15 protein-coding genes are annotated in these 16,285 nt (G+C 68.6%); 10 read left to right on the top strand and 5 right to left on the bottom strand.

Translation table 11 applies throughout. The features are described 5' to 3' along the window. The first annotated feature begins 17 nt into the window (after window positions 1-17). The gene (locus tag QH290_RS15075) at window positions 18-653 is read left to right on the top strand and encodes a GNAT family N-acetyltransferase (RefSeq protein WP_280267704.1); all 636 of its coding nucleotides are present in this window, start codon (window positions 18-20) and stop codon (window positions 651-653) included. On the opposite strand, the gene QH290_RS15070 is transcribed toward QH290_RS15075, so the two are convergent. Then, window positions 640-1,770, bottom strand: a complete 1,131-nt coding sequence (locus QH290_RS15070) for an AMP-binding protein (protein ID WP_280383437.1) — start codon at window positions 1,768-1,770, stop codon at window positions 640-642. The genes QH290_RS15075 and QH290_RS15070 overlap by 14 nt on opposite strands. Window positions 1,771-1,928: 158 nt before the next feature. Here QH290_RS15070 and QH290_RS15065 point away from each other — a divergent pair, with 158 nt between their 5' ends. The 4 genes from QH290_RS15065 (at window position 1,929) to QH290_RS15050 (ending at window position 5,085) form a co-directional block, all read left to right on the top strand. Further along, window positions 1,929-2,369, top strand: a complete 441-nt coding sequence (locus QH290_RS15065; protein WP_280383435.1) for a TIGR03667 family PPOX class F420-dependent oxidoreductase — start codon at window positions 1,929-1,931, stop codon at window positions 2,367-2,369. 64 nt (window positions 2,370-2,433) lie between these two features. Further along, window positions 2,434-3,369: an RluA family pseudouridine synthase gene (locus QH290_RS15060; RefSeq protein WP_280267701.1), complete on the top strand. Its 936-nt coding sequence runs from the start codon at window positions 2,434-2,436 to the stop codon at window positions 3,367-3,369. Between the two features lie 94 nt (window positions 3,370-3,463). Further along, a complete protein-coding gene (locus QH290_RS15055) occupies window positions 3,464-4,417 on the top strand; it encodes a hypothetical protein (protein ID WP_280383432.1) in 954 nt (317 codons plus the stop codon). A gap of 71 nt (window positions 4,418-4,488) precedes the next feature. Beyond that, on the top strand, window positions 4,489-5,085 hold the full coding sequence (locus tag QH290_RS15050) for a hypothetical protein (RefSeq protein WP_280267699.1): 597 nt from the start codon (window positions 4,489-4,491) through the stop codon (window positions 5,083-5,085). A 21-nt stretch (window positions 5,086-5,106) separates the two neighbouring features. On the opposite strand, the gene QH290_RS15045 is transcribed toward QH290_RS15050, so the two are convergent. Next, on the bottom strand, window positions 5,107-7,323 hold the full coding sequence (locus QH290_RS15045) for an MMPL family transporter (RefSeq protein ID WP_280383430.1): 2,217 nt from the start codon (window positions 7,321-7,323) through the stop codon (window positions 5,107-5,109). Window positions 7,324-7,351: 28 nt separating this feature from the next. Then, entirely contained in the window at window positions 7,352-7,795 is a 444-nt protein-coding gene (locus QH290_RS15040) for an EXLDI protein (protein ID WP_280383428.1), read from the bottom strand. A 265-nt stretch (window positions 7,796-8,060) separates the two neighbouring features. On the opposite strand from QH290_RS15040, the gene QH290_RS15035 reads away from it, so the two are divergent. The 3 genes from QH290_RS15035 to QH290_RS15025 all read left to right on the top strand — a co-directional run bounded on the left by QH290_RS15035 (window position 8,061) and on the right by QH290_RS15025 (window position 12,286). Then, window positions 8,061-8,819, top strand: a complete 759-nt coding sequence (locus QH290_RS15035; RefSeq protein ID WP_280267696.1) for a CPBP family intramembrane glutamic endopeptidase — start codon at window positions 8,061-8,063, stop codon at window positions 8,817-8,819. 142 nt (window positions 8,820-8,961) lie between these two features. Beyond that, a complete protein-coding gene (locus QH290_RS15030; protein ID WP_280383426.1) occupies window positions 8,962-10,914 on the top strand; it encodes a hypothetical protein in 1,953 nt (650 codons plus the stop codon). Window positions 10,915-11,110: 196 nt separating this feature from the next. Continuing rightward, window positions 11,111-12,286, top strand: a complete 1,176-nt coding sequence (locus QH290_RS15025) for a Fic family protein (protein ID WP_280267694.1) — start codon at window positions 11,111-11,113, stop codon at window positions 12,284-12,286. Here the strand turns inward: QH290_RS15025 and QH290_RS15020 are convergent. Then, complete coding sequence (locus tag QH290_RS15020) at window positions 12,246-13,277, bottom strand: FAD-dependent oxidoreductase (protein WP_280383424.1); 1,032 nt, start codon at window positions 13,275-13,277, stop codon at window positions 12,246-12,248. The genes QH290_RS15025 and QH290_RS15020 overlap by 41 nt on opposite strands. A 156-nt stretch (window positions 13,278-13,433) precedes the next feature. Between QH290_RS15020 and QH290_RS15015 the strand changes: the two genes are divergently transcribed. Further along, window positions 13,434-14,039, top strand: a complete 606-nt coding sequence (locus QH290_RS15015) for a maleylpyruvate isomerase N-terminal domain-containing protein (protein WP_280383423.1) — start codon at window positions 13,434-13,436, stop codon at window positions 14,037-14,039. Between the two features lie 9 nt (window positions 14,040-14,048). On the opposite strand, the gene QH290_RS15010 is transcribed toward QH290_RS15015, so the two are convergent. Beyond that, on the bottom strand, window positions 14,049-15,101 hold the full coding sequence (locus QH290_RS15010) for a DUF6585 family protein (RefSeq protein WP_280267691.1): 1,053 nt from the start codon (window positions 15,099-15,101) through the stop codon (window positions 14,049-14,051). Window positions 15,102-15,410: 309 nt separating this feature from the next. Here QH290_RS15010 and QH290_RS15005 point away from each other — a divergent pair. Next, on the top strand, window positions 15,411-16,285 hold an 875-nt coding region (locus tag QH290_RS15005), incomplete at its 3' end, for a Dyp-type peroxidase (protein WP_280383421.1).

Below are 16,285 nucleotides of genomic sequence, written 5' to 3'. Positions count from 1 at the left end.
AGAGAAGACAGCCCACCATGAACCAGGCCTCCACTCCCTACGTGCTGCCGCGGGAGTTGACCGACATCCCCGACGCGGTGCGGCAGGCTCCCGCGCCGCCCGTACCGGAATTTCACGCGCCCTATTCCCTGCGTGTGATCGATGCCGACGGTGACGACCCCGCCACCGTCGCGGCGTGGATGTCACGTCCGCACCTGGTGCGGACCTGGGATCAGCCCTGGCCGGTGGATCGATGGCGCCAGCATCTGCGCGCCCAGCTGGAGGGCGGCTATACGCGGCCCTGCATTCTCTCCGTCGACGGCCGGGAGGCGGCGTATATCGAGATCTACCGCGTCGCCAAGGACGAATGCGGCAGACTCTACGACGCCGACCCGCACGATCTGGGATTCCACATCGCGACCGGCGAGCTGGAGTTGACCGGGCGCGGTGTCATGTCGCGGTGGATCGCACGACTGCCGTCGGCGTTGTTCGCCGCCGATCCGCGCTGCCGCCGCGTCCTCGGCGATCCGGAGTACAGCAATCGCGCGATCCGGCGCGCGTTCGAGAAGTCGGACTGGACCTGCGTGGGTGAGTTCGACGTCCGGCCGGACCGGCGGATCGCGCTCTACGCCGCGCCGCGCACGCCCGGCGATCTCCCGGTCACCCGCGGCTGAGCGCACCCGGCTCGGTCTCGATGACCAGCCAGCCCTCGGAGTTCCAGCGCGCGCGGGCACCGGTGCGCACCAGCCGCCCGCCCGTACCGTCGACCGGATACGGGTCTGCCACGACTCGACTCGAAACACCCTGGGCGCGTTCGTCTTCCGCCAGCGCGGCGCCACCGGCCCACAGCTCGCCCACGACGTCCGGTGGCACCGGCCGACGGTATTCGTCCAGCACCAGCAGCCGGGCGCCGGGGATCGGCCGCACGCGGCCCGTGCCGTCGAGCGGCCCGCGGGCAAGGGCACCGGCGTATTCCGGTGGCGCGTAGGCGAAACTGGTGAGGGCGTCGGGAGACAGCGTCAGCAGCCAATCGGAAAGCCCTGGCGGACAAGCGTTCCCGACGACATCCCAGCGCCGCACCGAGGGCAAACGAGGCGACGTGCGGTCGGGAATACGAGACGACTCCTCGCCGGGCAGGGCGGTCTTGCCGCCCAGGCGCAGCAGGGTCGCGGGGGCGGCGACGACGTGTGTCACCGACAGCGCGCCGATCAATGCGGCCAGCGCGGCCGGATCGTCTCGCTGCGCCGCGGTCGGCACGACCAGCGTGGCGCCGTCGGCGACGGCCGCCAGCAATTCGACCAATGCGTGCGCGCTGTTCGGCGGCGCGACGACCAGGCGCACGTCGGCGGAGCCGAGCGCGGGATCCACCGGGCTCCACCGGCGTTCGACGGCGACCGCGCGGCGATCGGCCACCGCCGCGGCCACCGCTGCGGCGCTCAGCCGCACACCGTCGCCGGTGCCGCCGAGACGGATCGACGCGCCGCCGTGGACGCCGAGGGCCGCGAGCATCCGTACGCAGACACCGATGGCATCGTTCTCATCGGTTCGTACCGCCGGGCCGGTCGCGTCGACGCGGTCGAACAGTTCGCCGTAGTCGATCCGCCGGGCCCCGCAGTGCACCGCGGGCCGGATCACCGGAACCGCCCGGCCGCGCCGGAGCAACCCCGCGACGGCGACCACGTCCGACAGCTCCACGCCGGTCGCCCACTCATCGAGCACCCGCCGCCGCAGGTGCTCGGGCAGGGCGGATTCGGGCCCGGCGACAGTGGTCTCGGGCAGCACGCTCAGCATCGTCCGTCCTCATCTCCGGTCTACTAAGGGTAGCCTAGCCTAGTGACGGTCGGGTTACGATGCCGGGCCTTGCGCTCCGGGCAGGCCGCGGGAATCCTCGCGAATCGGTCGGCGTTGTGCGACGGGAATCACGACACGACCGTCATGAAGGAGTTCCGATGACCGCGACCGGCAGCACCCCCGTGGTAGATGTCAGCACCGAATTCGGCGCCCACGTCGCCGAGCGGCTGGGCCGCGAGGCCATCGCCTGGCTCACCACCGTCGGGCGCAGCGGCACCCCCCAGCCCAATCCGGTGTGGTTCCTGTGGCGTGACGGCGAATTCCTCGTCTTCAGCCAGGCGAACCAGGCGAAGCTGAAGAACATCACCGGAAATCCGCGAATCTCGCTGCACCTCAACAGCACCGAGCACGGCGGCGAGGTCGCCGTCCTCACCGGCGACGCCCGCATCGACGAGGCGGGAGCCACCCCCGAGGAAATCGCCGAATTCTCCACCAAATACACGCAGGGCTTCGTGGACATCAAAATGCCCGCGGAGCAGTTCTACGCCACCTACTCCACCCTCATTCGCATCCGCCCCGACCGCCTGCGCGGCTTCTGAGTCACCGGGAAAGCCCCGCGACCTGTGCAATCACCGCTCAACTCCGGCCGCTAGGGTCGATATCGTGAGGCGCAGGCAGAAGCCGCCGCTGGCCAAGCGGCACGGGTTGGACCCGGCTCGGCTACGGCTGCCGGAGGACGGCACCTGGGCGACCATCCGCGATCACCTCGTGGAGCGGTTGCCGCGGGTGCCCGCCGCGCGGATCGACGAGTTGCTGGCCGAGGGCGGCATCGTCGACCTGGACGGCCCGATCGCGCCGGATGCCCCCTACGTGCCGGGCGGGGCGGTGTGGTTCCACCGGGACCTGCCCGCGGAGACCGAGGTGCCGTTCGAAATCACGATCGTGCACCGCGACGAGGATCTGCTGGTGGTCGACAAGCCGCACTTCCTGGCCACGATTCCGCGGGGTCGGCACATCCTGCAGACGGCACTGGTTCGGCTGCGCCGCGAATTGGACCTGCCGGAGCTGGTGCCCGCGCATCGGCTCGACCGGGCCACGGCGGGGCTGCTGCTGTTCGTGATCAATCCGGCCCGCCGCGGCGCCTACCAGACCATGTTCCACCGGCGCCGGGTCTTCAAGCAGTACGAGGCCGTCGCCCGCTACGATCCCGGGCTGACGCTGCCGCGCACCGTCACGAGCCGAATCCTCAAGGAGCGCAACATACTCCGGGCCTTCGAGGTGGCGGGCGAGCCGAATGCGGAAACCCTGGTGGAACTGCTGGAGCACCGCGACGGCCTGGGCCGCTACCGCCTGACCCCGCACACCGGCCGCACCCATCAGCTGCGAGTGCACATGAACGGCCTCGGCGTTCCCCTCCTCGGCGACGACTTCTACCCCGAACTCACCGACCGGCCCATCGATGATTTCACCCGCCCGCTCCAATTATTGGCCTCCACACTGGAATTCACCGACCCGATCACCCGCGAGCCGCGCCGCTTCGACACCACGCGCACCCTGCGGGCATGGACGGACCCGACCGGCTGGGCGGCGGGCGCCTGAAGCGGCTGTCGAATTTCTGGGAAATTCACTATCGTGGGTAGGGAATTCGATGAAATTAATTGGGGCACAATAATTTCGATGGAGGCGATGCCGCATGCCCGGACTGCTCTACTCCGGCTCCGGCCCGTATTGTTACAGCCATTCGCTGGCGATGATGCTGGGGAATGCGGCACCGGAGCCGGGAACCATCGAGGTGCTGACCGGGGCGCCCTTCGGAATGGCGCTGGTGGCGGGCGAGCTGCCGTTCTTCGACCCGTACGGGTGGGATCCCGAACTGGGCCTCGATACCGCGCTCTCGCTGCTGGGGTGGCGGTGCCGGTGCGACAGCGGGGGTGAGGAGGCCGAGGCGCTGCGGAGGCTGCGGCGGGCCACCGCGGAGGGCCCGGTGCTGGTCGGCCCGGTGGAGATGGGACTGCTCCGTCATCAGCCCGGCATGTCCGGGCCGATCGGGGCGGACCATTACGTCGTCGTCCTGGAGGTGGGAGACGAGCGGGTGGTGATGCACGATCCGCAGGGATATCCGTTCGCGGCGCTGCCGGTGCCGCTGTTGCTGAGGGCCTGGCGGGCCGAGACCATACCCTACGGCTCGCCGTTCACGATGCGGCACGGTTTCGCCCGCGACCGCGAGGTCGCCGTCGACGAGGCGTTGCGGGCCGCCGTCCCGAATGCCGTTGCGTTCCTGTCGAACCGGGCGGATCTGCCCGTCCCCGAGGGCACGCTCGGGACCGCGGCGGCGGCCCGCGTTCTCGCCGATATGCTGTCCGCCGGTCCCGGCCCGGAGCTGAAGGACCACCTGATGCACTTCGCGATCCGGGTCGGCGCGCGGCGCCTGTCCGACGCCGCCGCGGCGCTGTACGGCCTCGGTTTCGATGCCGCCGCCGACGTGGCCGCCACGCAGGCCCGCCTGGTTGGTGCCCTCCAGTACGACATCGTGACCGACGACCACGCCGCGGCCGCGGCCACACTCCGCAGGCTGGCGCCGACCTATGAGCGGCTCGGCGCGCTGCTGTCCCGGGCCGATGGTTCGACCGCGCTGTCGGCCGGTTAACGGGCGTGGTCCGACGGGCGATGATTCAATCGCTTGCCGATCGGCATCGAGGCGAGAGGGAGGAACTCAGCATGTCGCAACCATCCCGGCGGGTCACTCCGTCCGGACGCTGGTACGCCTTCGCCGGAGCGCTCGCCGCGATCGGCATCGTCGCGGCCGTCGCCATCGGCGTGCTGGGCTTCGTGCGGATGTCGGACCGGGTCGACAACTTCCAGCGGGTCGAGATACCCGGCTCGGCCGACGTGCGGATCACCGAAACGGGCGGCTACACCGTGTATTTCGAATATCCCTCCGCCTCGTCACAGGTTCCCGAGGGTAGCGTGAACGTCCAGCTCGCCGACCCGGACGGTGCACCGGTATCGCTGCGGGACTACGACTCGGAGCTGACCTACGCCTTCGGCGGACACGAAGGGCGGGCGGGCTTTTCGTTCGATGCCGCCCGGCCCGGCACCTATCACCTGGTGACACAGGGCGATTCCGCGGTCACGGCGGCGGTCGGGCGCGGGATCGGCACCTCGATGGTGACCACGATCCTCCTGGCGTTCGGCGTCGCCGGTGCCGGAGTGCTCGCCGGTCTCATCATGCTCATCGTCGTTGCGATCAAACGTGGTTCGAGCAAGCGCAGGCTGGCCGTGGCCCAGGGCTGGGGAAGATATCCCCAGCCCTGAGAGCACCGCCGGGGGTACTGCTCACCTGCGCCGCTCGGATACCGACACCCGGGGTACACCGTTGTGGTCGTAGGTATCGGCGTGCATGTACTTCGACCAGTTCGGATCATGCTGCACCGCACCGGTATTCGGCGTGCGCTTCCCCTTCGGCTTGCTGTCACCGTGTCCCGGCCACCACGCGCGGTGCCCGATCAACGCCGTGACCGCCGGGGTGAAGAACAGCGCCATCACGAACGCGGCGATCGCGATGCCGACCGAGATGGCGAAGCCCATCTCCGACAGCATGGTGTTGCCCGCCAACATCATCGAGGCGAACGTGCCCGCCAGGATGACGCCCGCGGCGACGATCGTCGGCCCGGTGTGCCGCACCGCCAGCGCCGCCGCCCGGTGCGGATCGTTGCCCTCGCGCGCCTCCTCGCGCAGCCGGGCCACCATCAGGATGTTGTAGTCGGTGCCGAGCGCGACCACGAACAGGTACATGATCACCGGCAGCGTGAAGATCAGTCCCGGCTCGCCCTGCATGTGCTGGAACACCAGCACCGAAGCGCCCAGTGTCGCAGCGAATCCCAGGAATACCGAGGCCATCAGGTACCACGGCGCGACCAGGCTGCGCAGCAGCAGCGCCAGCACGATCATGATCAGGATCGCCGCGACCGGGAATACGACCGTGTAGTCGTGGTTCATCGCATCCTGGAAGTCGACGAAGACCGCGGTCATGCCGCCCACCGCCGCGGTCGTGCCCGGCGGCGCGGCCGCGTGCGCCGCATCGCGCAGCGGGCCCTCGACCGTCTCGATGGCCGCATCGGATTCGGGTGCCGAGGTCAAGGTCACGCGGAAGTCGGCGACCGTACGATCCTGCGAGAGAGCGGGTTCCGCGACCTGCCCCACGCCGGGCACCGCGGCGAGTGCGTCCCGATACGAGCCCAGTTGTTCGTCGGTCAGCCCGCCGGTCGACTGCAGCATCACATCCGACGGCTGGGTGACACCGGCGGGCATGCCCTTCACCAATTCCTTGTTGTAGACCACGGATTCGGAGGCATTCGAGGTGGATCCGGACGTGAGGTCGAATGTCGGGCTGAAGCCCACGGCGAACACACCCAGCACCACCAGCACGCCGCCGGACACGACCGCGAAGACGCCCGGCCGCTTGCCGAGCCCTCGTCCCACCTTGGCGAAACCCGCGCCCTTCGGCTCGGCCCGCCACGCCTTCGAGGGCCAGAACACCTTGGTGCCCAACAGCGAGACGATCGCGGGCACCAGGGTCAGACCGGCCAGCAGCGCCACGGCCACCGCGATCGCCAGCGCCGGGCCGAGCGATTTGAACAGGCCGAGGGTCGACAGCGTGAGCGCCATGAAGGCGATGATCACCGCACCGGCCGCGGACGTGATCGCCTCGCCGACCCGGGTCACCGCGCTCACCATCGCGGTTTTGGGATCCTCCCCCGCCCGCAGCCGTTCCCGGTAGCGGAACATCAGGAACAGGATGTAGTCGGTGCCGACCCCGTAGAGCACGACGAGCAGAATCGAGGTCACGGAGCTGTCGACCTTCAGGTCGAAACCCTTACTCACCCAGGCGATCAGCCCGTTGACCACGCCGGTGATCGCGCCGATCACCAGAATCGGCAGCAGCGCGATCACCGGACTGCGGAAGATGACCAGCAACAGCACCAGGATCAGCAGGATCGTGGCGACACCGATGATGGCCATGCCCTTTTCGGAGGATTCGGTGGCATCGAGCGTCTGCGCGGCCTGCCCCGTGACACCTCCCCGCAGATCCGTGCCGTCCACCTTCGACCGCAGCGCATCGCGCAGATCCCGCACCGCATCGCCCTGCCGGGTGTCGGTGGCGCCGGTGGGCTTGGTCATCTGCACACCGGCGATCTGGATCAGCCGGTTGTCCGACGGCGGCGCCGCCTGGATTCCGGTGACGTTCTCGATGCGCGCCTCGCCCAGCTGCGCCGTGATCGCTTCGACCGCAGCGGAATCGGCGGCGGTCAGCGGCGCGCCGTCCGCTCGTTCGAACACGACGATCGCCGCGGGTGCGGAGCTCTGTGGAAATGCCTTCTCCTGCAGCTCCATTGCCTGAATCGACTCGTAATGCGAAGGCAGGAAGTCGGATTGGTCGGTGGTCGAGGTCAGTTTCGGCGCCGTTGCCATGACCGCGATCACGATCAGCACCCACAGGCCGATCGTCTTCCACGGATTGTGGACGACCACTGCGCCCAGCCGTGCGAACATGTCAGGTCCTTTCCGGGAACGGGCCCGATCAGATATCGAGGGTCTCGGCCTGCGGCCGCTCGACCGCGGCGGCGACCCGGCGATGCAGCTTGGGCGACACGGCCGCGCGCAGGTCATCGAGCGAATCGACGATCTCCACGGTGAAGTCGCCCCAGTCGCCGTCGCCGAGGATCGAGCGCCAGTTCTTCCAGTCCGCGGCGAAGTTGGACAGCGTCGAGAAGTCGGACCAGTCCGTCTGCTGGCGCTGAATCACGAACTTGCCCTTGCGGCTGCGATAGACCTTCGTGATCTCGATGCCGGTCTTCGCCACCTCGCGGACCTCGGCCAGGTAGCGGCCGGTGAAGCGCTTGATGCGCAGGCCGCCGGGGCCGTCCTTCAGGGTGATGTCGCCGAACGCCGCATCGGCCGGGACGAGCTCGCCCTGGTCGTCGGCCCGATTCTGCTCCTCGAGGTGCTGCGGATCGGTGGTCATTCGGATCTCCGTTCATGCATGGCTGCGCACGTGCGCATTCATTGATCTTTGAGGCACGGTGATCACCGGTGCCCGCGGGATTCGGTGAGCGCGAACTCGAGCCCATACCCCTCGTCGGATCAGCTCGACACCATCGCCGGGGCGCTCATACCTTCCACCCGAATGAGACTATACGTAGACGTATACATACAAAGCAAGTCCCGGATCGCGGCGATGTTCGGAGGAACACAGCGCGCCCGCGGCGGATGAACGTAGACTGGCGGCGATGTCTCGAAACGATAACGACGCCGCACCGAAACCCGAGGTCACCGGCTCGCCCCGCCGGTTGCACGCCTACCTGGACGTCGCCGTTGTCGTGGTGGTGCTGGCCTGCACGAACCTGATCGCGCACTTCACCTCGACGTGGGCCAACATCGTGACGGTGCCCATCGCCGCCGTGGTCCTGGTGGCGATGATGCGGCGGCGCGGGCTCGGCTGGTCCGAGCTCGGGTTGTCACCGCGGCACTGGCGCAAGGGCACGCTCTATTCGGTGGCCGCCGTCGGCATCGTGCTCGGCGCCGTCGCGATCGGCGCGCTGCTGCCGATTACGCGGCCGTTCTTTCTGGCCGATCGCTATGCCACGATTTCCGGCGCACTGATCGCGTCGATGATCGTGATCCCTTTGCAGACGGCCATTCCCGAGGAGCTGGCCTTCCGGGGCGTCCTGCACGGCGCGCTCGACCGAGCGTATGGCGCGCGCGGCGTATTCGCCGCGGGCTCACTGCTTTTCGGCCTCTGGCACATCGCCTCCTCGCTCGGCCTGACCAGCAGCAACCGCGGGCTGAGCACATTCCTCGGCGGCGGCCTGGCCGGGCAGATCGGCGGCATCGCACTCGCCGTGCTGGCCACCGCCGCGGCGGGCGCGGTATTCACCTGGTTGCGTCGGCGCAGCGGTAGCGTGCTCGCGCCGATCGCCCTGCACTGGTCGCTGAACGGGGCGGGCGCCCTGACGGCGGCGATTCTCTGGCATACCGCCATGCGCTGAATGCGCCCGAACCGAACTGATGTTCGGTGTCACCATTGACCGCCCGTAGGTCACGGATTACTCTCACTGCGGTCACACATATGTTCGAGTAATCGGCTGTTGCGGATATTCGGCACCATACCTGCGTCATGGAAGGCTCGCGATGCGCGACGACCAGTCGGCCGGGAATGCAGAGACGTCCTACGCCAGCGCGGAGATCGCGGCCCTGGCCCAGCGGGTGGCGACCGCGCGCGGCAAGCTCCCGCTGCAGACGGATCCGGCGCTGTTCGACGAACTGTCCGAATCGGAGATCGCCGCGGAACGCGATCTGGCGGAATGGATCCGGGCCCAGCGCAGGCGTCAGCGGCGCGGCGCGGTGGCCGCCGAACTGGCCGCGGAGAAACGCGACCGCCGCGTCGAGCGCGCCCTGCGCCGGGCCGACGACGCGGACGCCCGCTGGCATCGCAAGGCGCTCGCGGCGCGGCGGCGGGTGTCGAATCCCGATGCGCGCCTTGCCCAGTTGTATCGCCGTGCGGAGTGGTCGTCGCGGGCCCTGATCGGCGTGGTCGTGCTCGGCATGGTGTGGGCGGGCGTCAACGTCCAGCAGAATCTGGTGCCCAGCGGCGACATGTCCGATCCGCTGTACTGGCTGAGCTACGGCTTCGAGGCGATGATCTCCATCCCGATCATCACCATCATGGTGGTGGCGACCACGGCTGCGCGCTGGGGCCGCGAAATCGCCCGGGGCAAGGTGGTTTTCCTCGAGGCGGCGCTGCTGGGCGTCACCATCGCCCTCAATGCCGGGCCGCACCTGGCGAACGGCGCTCCGGCCCGCGCCGCCGAGGCCGCGGTGGCCCCGGTCATGGTGGGCGTCGTGATCTGGCTGCACGCCTGGGTCTCCGCCCGCTACGCCCAGCTCATCGACGCGATACCGGACCATTCGACGACGGACCACGGCCGCACGGTCACCCACCGCATCGTCGACGCCTTCGCGGTGCGCGAGGGCTCGGTAGGCCACCGTCGCCTGCCCACGCACGAATCCCACTCCGGCCCAATGCTTTCCGACTACCGGCCCGAACCCGCCCCCGCCCGCACCGAGGCAACGCATCCCCGCCGCAACGGCCACCCGCACTCCGCCGAGGCCGCGCCCAGGGTCGATGGACATCACCACGCATCGGCGGCCGAGATGCACCCGAGTGCCGACCTCCGTTCGCACAACGGCAGCACGGGCCCCACTGCGCCACCTGCGGCCAACGGTCACCGAACCGGGCACGGCCTGCCCACAACCCCTGTGGAACACAACGGGTTTCACGAGCCGCCGACAGCTCCCCCTTCCAACGGTTTCGACCCCCACCTGCACAACCTGCCGGTAACCGAATTGGGACACAACGGCTTTCACCTGACCACCAGCACTCGGAACGACCGGTCGGACGATGCGCGGATGGCTCGCGACGGAGCCGCTGCGACGGCCCACCGCAATGGCAACGCCGTGCATACCACGCAGACCGAAGGGCAGGGGCTGGGCGACATCGCCGGGCCGCACAGCTCGGACCTGCGGCCACTCGAGGCGCCTACGGCCGAGCAGGACCGGGACCGACCCGCGCGGAACGGATCTCCGAGTACCCGGTCCGGCGATGCGGCCGAGACCGCTTCTTCTCAGAACTCCTCGGCGGAACACCCCTACAACCGCCGCCCCGGCTCGAAGTCGGCCGCCGCGGCGCGCCCGGAACCTGCTCGACAGCAGCGGTCGGGTGAGGCCAGCACGCAGCTGGCTCTCGACGACCCGGCGCCGGTCGACGTCGCCAAGTATCGGCAGACCTATACACAGCCCGAGGAGGAAACCGAAGCGGCCGAACAGGATTCGGACGACCACGCCGGGGTGAATGATCTCGCCGCCGAAATCGATGACGTCGGGGTATGGGCGGTGGCGCGCGAGATCTCCGAGCGGCGGCTGTCCAAGCTCTCGGTCGAACAGCTCGCGGAGGTCCTGACCCTCGCCGACGAGTCCTGGACCCCCGCCGCCATCGGCGCCTCCATCGGCCTGCCCGGCTCCCGGATCCTCGGCATCCTCGAGGCCGCGCGCCGCATCCGCCGCCCCTACGCCATCAGCGGGTGACTTCGACCTCCCACTTCCGCAAGCGACTTATTACCGTTCACATACACCCAGTGGTGGGAAGGTTACGGCTTGCGGTGCTATTGCCAGCGCCACAATCTATGAAAGGGGCGCAGCGGAGGAACTGCGTAGATCGGTGATGAGGACTGGCAGCTAGGCCGAGCCGCGGCCTGCGTCGGATATGGGGAGGGCGCGCGCCATGCGGATCAACAGCGTCCTCGCCGATATATTCCGTCGAAATATCGCCCCTCGGGTCAGTCGGCTGACGGAGGCGACCGAGGCCGACTCGACATTCACACGCGGGTTCGGTGCCGGGCTGCGACGACAGGCGGAGGAGGTGCGAGAAACCGATCGCAGAGGTGCCGAGCAGGTTCGCAGCATACGCACCGATCCGGCACGGGCCACGGCTCTGTCGAGGTCGAACCGTGAGGACCCGAACACTACCCGGCCGGACATCATAGCCGTCTCCGCGCGGGCCACGATTGATCGACGGTCGGCCGAATTGGGCTTGCGCACTCCATCACAGCGCGCGCTGGAGTCGAGCTTGTTCATCGATCAGCCGCTCCACCATGCGGCCCTGATCTCCCGTCAGCCACAACCGGAGCTGTTGTTCGGCGAAGGAGAGTGGGCGGGCTATCTCGATGCCCGCGCCTTCGCCAGGCGACACGGCGATCGGAATTTGTCCGTAGCTTTCATGACCGAGATTCACCGGCGCATGTCTCAGTTCAGCACCTCCATGATGGGACAGGGAGGACAGTTCGCCAATAGCAGGCGGATCGGCGTTCAGGCGGGCAGACCGTTCACCGACCGTGAGCTGGCCGCGATCGAGGCGAATCCGTATCTGGGATACGTCCCTCCCGGGACCGTTCCGCTCCGCGCCGACCAGGCCGCATACGAATACCGTGTCAACACACCGGATGCCATTCGACGCGAACTACAGTCGCTGTCCGACTGGTACAACAACGCCCGCAACCAACCTGGGACCGATCCGTATCGTCTCGCCGCGGAACTTCAGCAGCGGTATGTCTCCATTCATCCCTTCAACGACTACAACGGCCGGTCGTCACGGGTACTGATGAATTGGGCACTGGAGCGCGAAGGCTTGCCGCCGAGCGCGCCCTCGGACTTCAACAGGGATCTCTTCTCCACACCCGACGCCTGGGCCGATGAGGTACGTGCCGGCAGTGCCGCATATTCGGAACGCACATTCCGTCTCCATAGCCTCGGAGCAGATGCCGATCCGATAGAAACCTTCGGTTTAGAGTTCGAGCAGCGGGTTTATCAGGCTCAGGGCGGGCAAACCGCACCATTCGAGTACGGCGGTCATCAAGACATCAGGGCGTGGCGACAGTACTTGGGCGAGATCCGATCCTAGGCATCGCGGGAATGGCAGCTCCGACCGGCCCGGTCACTCCGGCAGCGGATCTGCTCCCTGCGCCTGTGTCCCGTTCCCTGCCGACCGCCGCACAATATGAAATCCCTCCTCCACCATAAGCCTGCTCGTATTCGCGCATCGCGTCGAGGAGCGGACGCCCGTCGGTAACATCGACGAGCGCCGCGGCCAGGGCGGCGCCATCCCGCAGCGCCATGTTCGCGCCCGCTCCGGCGGCGGGACTCATGGCATGGATCGCGTCGCCGAGCAGCGTCACGTTCGAAGCCTGCCACCGTGGTACGGGAATACTGCTGCGCACGGTGATCGGGTAGACGCTCCCCGGAGCCCATCCCTCGACGATTCGGGTCACCAGTGGATGCCAGCCGGACAGCTGTTCCAGCACCAGGTCGCGCAGGTCCTCGCCGGACGCCGATCGCGCCGCGGCGGCCCCCGGTGATTCCCGATACTCGACCGGTGCAATGCCCACGAAGCGGTGGTCCGGCCCGATGACGGAGTTGAAGACGCTGAACATCGCCGCCGGAAGGGCGCGGCGCAACTCGGCGGTCAGCGGCACCCGGCCGTAGATCAATCGCGTCCCCGAATCCACGACGCGGGCGTGCGGCAGACGCTGCGAGCGAATCACCGACCCGATGCCGTCGGCGGCCACCACCAGCGAACCCTGCGCGGTGCCCCCGTCGGCGAACCGCGCCGTGACCACGTCCCCGTCGCTGTCATAGCCGATACACCGGCGCCCGAAGTGGACGACATCATCGAGACCCGTCAGCAGGATCTGGCGATCGATCACCGTATGCGCGGGTAGCAGGTGCTCCGCGGTGCCGGGGCTCGGCGGCGGGTCGTCCAGCGCGAACACTCCTGCCCGACGCAGCCGGTGATCGAAACCGTTGGCGCTCATCGCAGGCCGACCGGCGACGGCCGCGAGGAGCGCGAACAGATGCGGCGGCAGCGTCGCCGCCAACGCCTTCCGCCCGCGCATCGATGTGCACGCGGTGACCCTGCGGGCGGGCGGCCGCGGCGGTACACGAATTCCGGCGTCGTCGGCATCGAGCGATATCTCATTGCGCGCCGCTGCGGGATGGTGCTGACATGAGAGGGCATCGCGTCCGAATCGCTGAGTGGATCCGAGGATCAGATGGACATCACGACGCTGGAACAGCTCTGCCTGACCTGGGGCGAACGGGTCGCGGCATTGACGCCCGCGCAGTGGACGACACCGACGCGACTTCCGGAGTGGACGGTGCAGGACCTCGTCGCCCACATGGCCCCGGACAAGCAGGTGCTCGATTTCCTGCGCGGGGAACGGGTGGAGTCACCCACGGTGACCAGCGGCGCCCAGTGGCTGCGCATCTTCAACGAGCCCGGCGGCGCGGCCCACACGCTGGCCGACGACGTGGCCGAGCAGGCGCAGCAGTGCTCGGTGATCGGCCCCGAGGCGCTGGTCCGCCACTTCGCCGAGGACGGCCCGGCGATGCTCGACGAACTCCGCGACGCCGATCCGGCCGCCGGACTCGTCCACCCCGTCCTCGGCACCGTCAGCTTCCAGGCGCTGACGGACACGATGATCGTGGAGGCGACCACGCACCTGCTCGACCTGATCGACGCCATCGGAGGAGACGCGCCGCCGGAGCCGGGTCTGCGCCGGACGGTCGAAATCCTTTCCGCGGTAGCCGATCCGGTCGCCTTCATCGAAGCCGCTACCGGCCGATCGCATACTCCGGTCCTGCCGGTGATGCGTTAGCGGGTCGTCCTACTCGGATTCCCGTGCGGGACCGGAGACTCCGACCCTTTCCGCATCCTCCCGATTCGAAACATCCTCCTGCTCAGGACGAATCGGCACCTCGGCGGACTCTTTGCGCGGCGTAGCGACGTCGGCCGAGGGCCGTATCGCGGGCGGCACCGGCCCGGCACCGCCGGAAGCCTCCGCCGGATCCGGATCGGACCGACTCCACGGCGTGGGTGCGGGCGCCGCCTCCGCGGCCATCTCGTCCAATGCGGCCAGGCGTAGTCGTTCGGTGACCTCGTTGAAAATGTAGAAATTCGGGATCGTTTCGACCGAGACCAGCGAAACCCATTGTCCGCCAACCTTGATGCAGACCAGGCCGTGCTGCGCCTCGATCCGCTGGATGTGCTCCCACGGATAGGAGGTCCCCGCGTAGGTGAGGCAGTTCAGATCGACCGCGATATCGCCGAAGCGAATGGTCTGCTCGCTGTCGATGGCGGCGACCACGTGCGGCAATTGCGTTGCGGTGACGGCCGATTGGATCGTCGGGCCCCATTCCCGCGCGCCGTCGAAGATCTGCTCGTCGAAGGCCGCGGTGCTGTTTCCCGGACCGGTCAGCGTGAACGAGTAATCGGTCGCCGCGGCGGCCGCGTTGTGGAACGGGATGACCTGCTGCCGGACCTCGAGGGTGTCCCAGCGGAATGCCACGATCTTCTCGGATCCGCGGTACACGGTCATGCCGTAATCGAACAGATCCAGTCGCGCCCGGCGGCCACCACGGTTGCGGCGCCCCCGGAGGAATGCGACCGCTGCCGGGACCAGCGCCAGCCCGCCGACGGCACCGCTACCGACCAGCGAACCGGCGGCCGCGCACAGGGCGCCCACGACGACCAGTCCGCCCGCCACCAGGGCGCAGCCGCGCACCACGGTGTCCCCACTCACCGGTGGGGGTAGAAACGTCTGGCGGTGTTCGCCCAGCTTGTCGTGCTCGGCCATGAGGTAGATCAGCTGAGACAGGGGTACCGTTCGCCGACCTGCGGTTCCCCCGGTCTCGCGCTGCAGCGTACTCGGGGTGGTCAATTGTCCCTCCAACGGACGGTTGGTTCCGCGCGGATCGTATTCGACTCGACGGAATTCCGCCACCGCTCCACGCGATTCGGCGGCAACCAATAATGCGGGGCTTCGCTTTTCGGCCGATCGCCAGGGGAAATCCGTCTCCGCCATTTGCTCTCACCGTCGCGAATAGCGCTGTCCCCGTCGAGTTCCCACCCACGCCTTCAGCTCTATTGAAGGCTTCGGGTTCTTCCGCTACCGTTGGGCGGCATGAGCGAGTCTACTACTGAGCGTAGTAACACCGGTCCGGTCGATGGCCGAGTCTCGCGACGAGCGATGTTCGGATCGGCGCTCGCGATGGCCGGAGCGGCGTCCGTCGGCGTCGTCGCGGGACGTGCGACGGCCCCGGAGCACTCCGGCCCCGCCCCGGATGTCGAGGCGTTCCACGGATCTCGCCAGGCGGGCATCGCCACCCCGGCGCAGGCGCACGCGCTGTTCCTCGCCTGCGATATCGCGCGCGCCGACCGTGGCGCGCTGCGAGATCTGTTGTCCGCCTGGACGGCCACGGCCGCCGCATTGACCGTGGGCGACAGGGTGCCCGAAAAGCCCGGCACGCCAGCCGTATTCAGCGCCCATACCGATTTCGCGACCGGACTCGTTCCCGCGCGCCTGACCGTGACCTTCGGCCTGGGCCCGGGCATCTTCGACGACCGGTTCGGCCTCGGCGGCCTGCGCCCCGCGCATCTGCGGCCGCTACCCGAATTCGCCGGTGACGCACTGCGTCCCGCCTGGTGCGGCGGTGACGTGCTGGCGCAGATCTGCGCCGACGACCCGCAGATCGTCAGCCACGCCTTCCGCGCGCTGCGCGCCCGCATGCCCGGTCTGGCCCGCATGCGCTGGACGCAGCACGGCTTCCTCGGCAGACCGTCCGACGGCGGTACGCCGCGAAATATGTTCGGCCACAAGGACGGCACCGCGAATCCGAAACCCGGGACACCGGATTTCGATCGCGCGGTGTGGGCCGATTCGCCCGGGGAACCGGCGTGGTTCCGCGGCGGAACCTACCTGGTGTTCCGCAAGATTCGAATGCGGACCGCCGAATGGGATCATTTGCCCGCGGTGGAACACGACAGCATCATCGGGCGCCCGGGCGGGGGGGGGGCCGGCCCCGCGGCGCGGGGGGCCTTAAGAGCGCGGGCAGCAGCCCGCCG

Origin of the sequence: Nocardia wallacei, from assembly GCF_029869545.1 — a bacterium.
In the GTDB taxonomy this organism is placed as follows: Bacteria; Actinomycetota; Actinomycetes; order Mycobacteriales; family Mycobacteriaceae; genus Nocardia; species Nocardia wallacei_A.
Note: the sequence above shows the minus strand (reverse complement) of the source record. Positions and strands in the feature narration are given on the sequence as shown.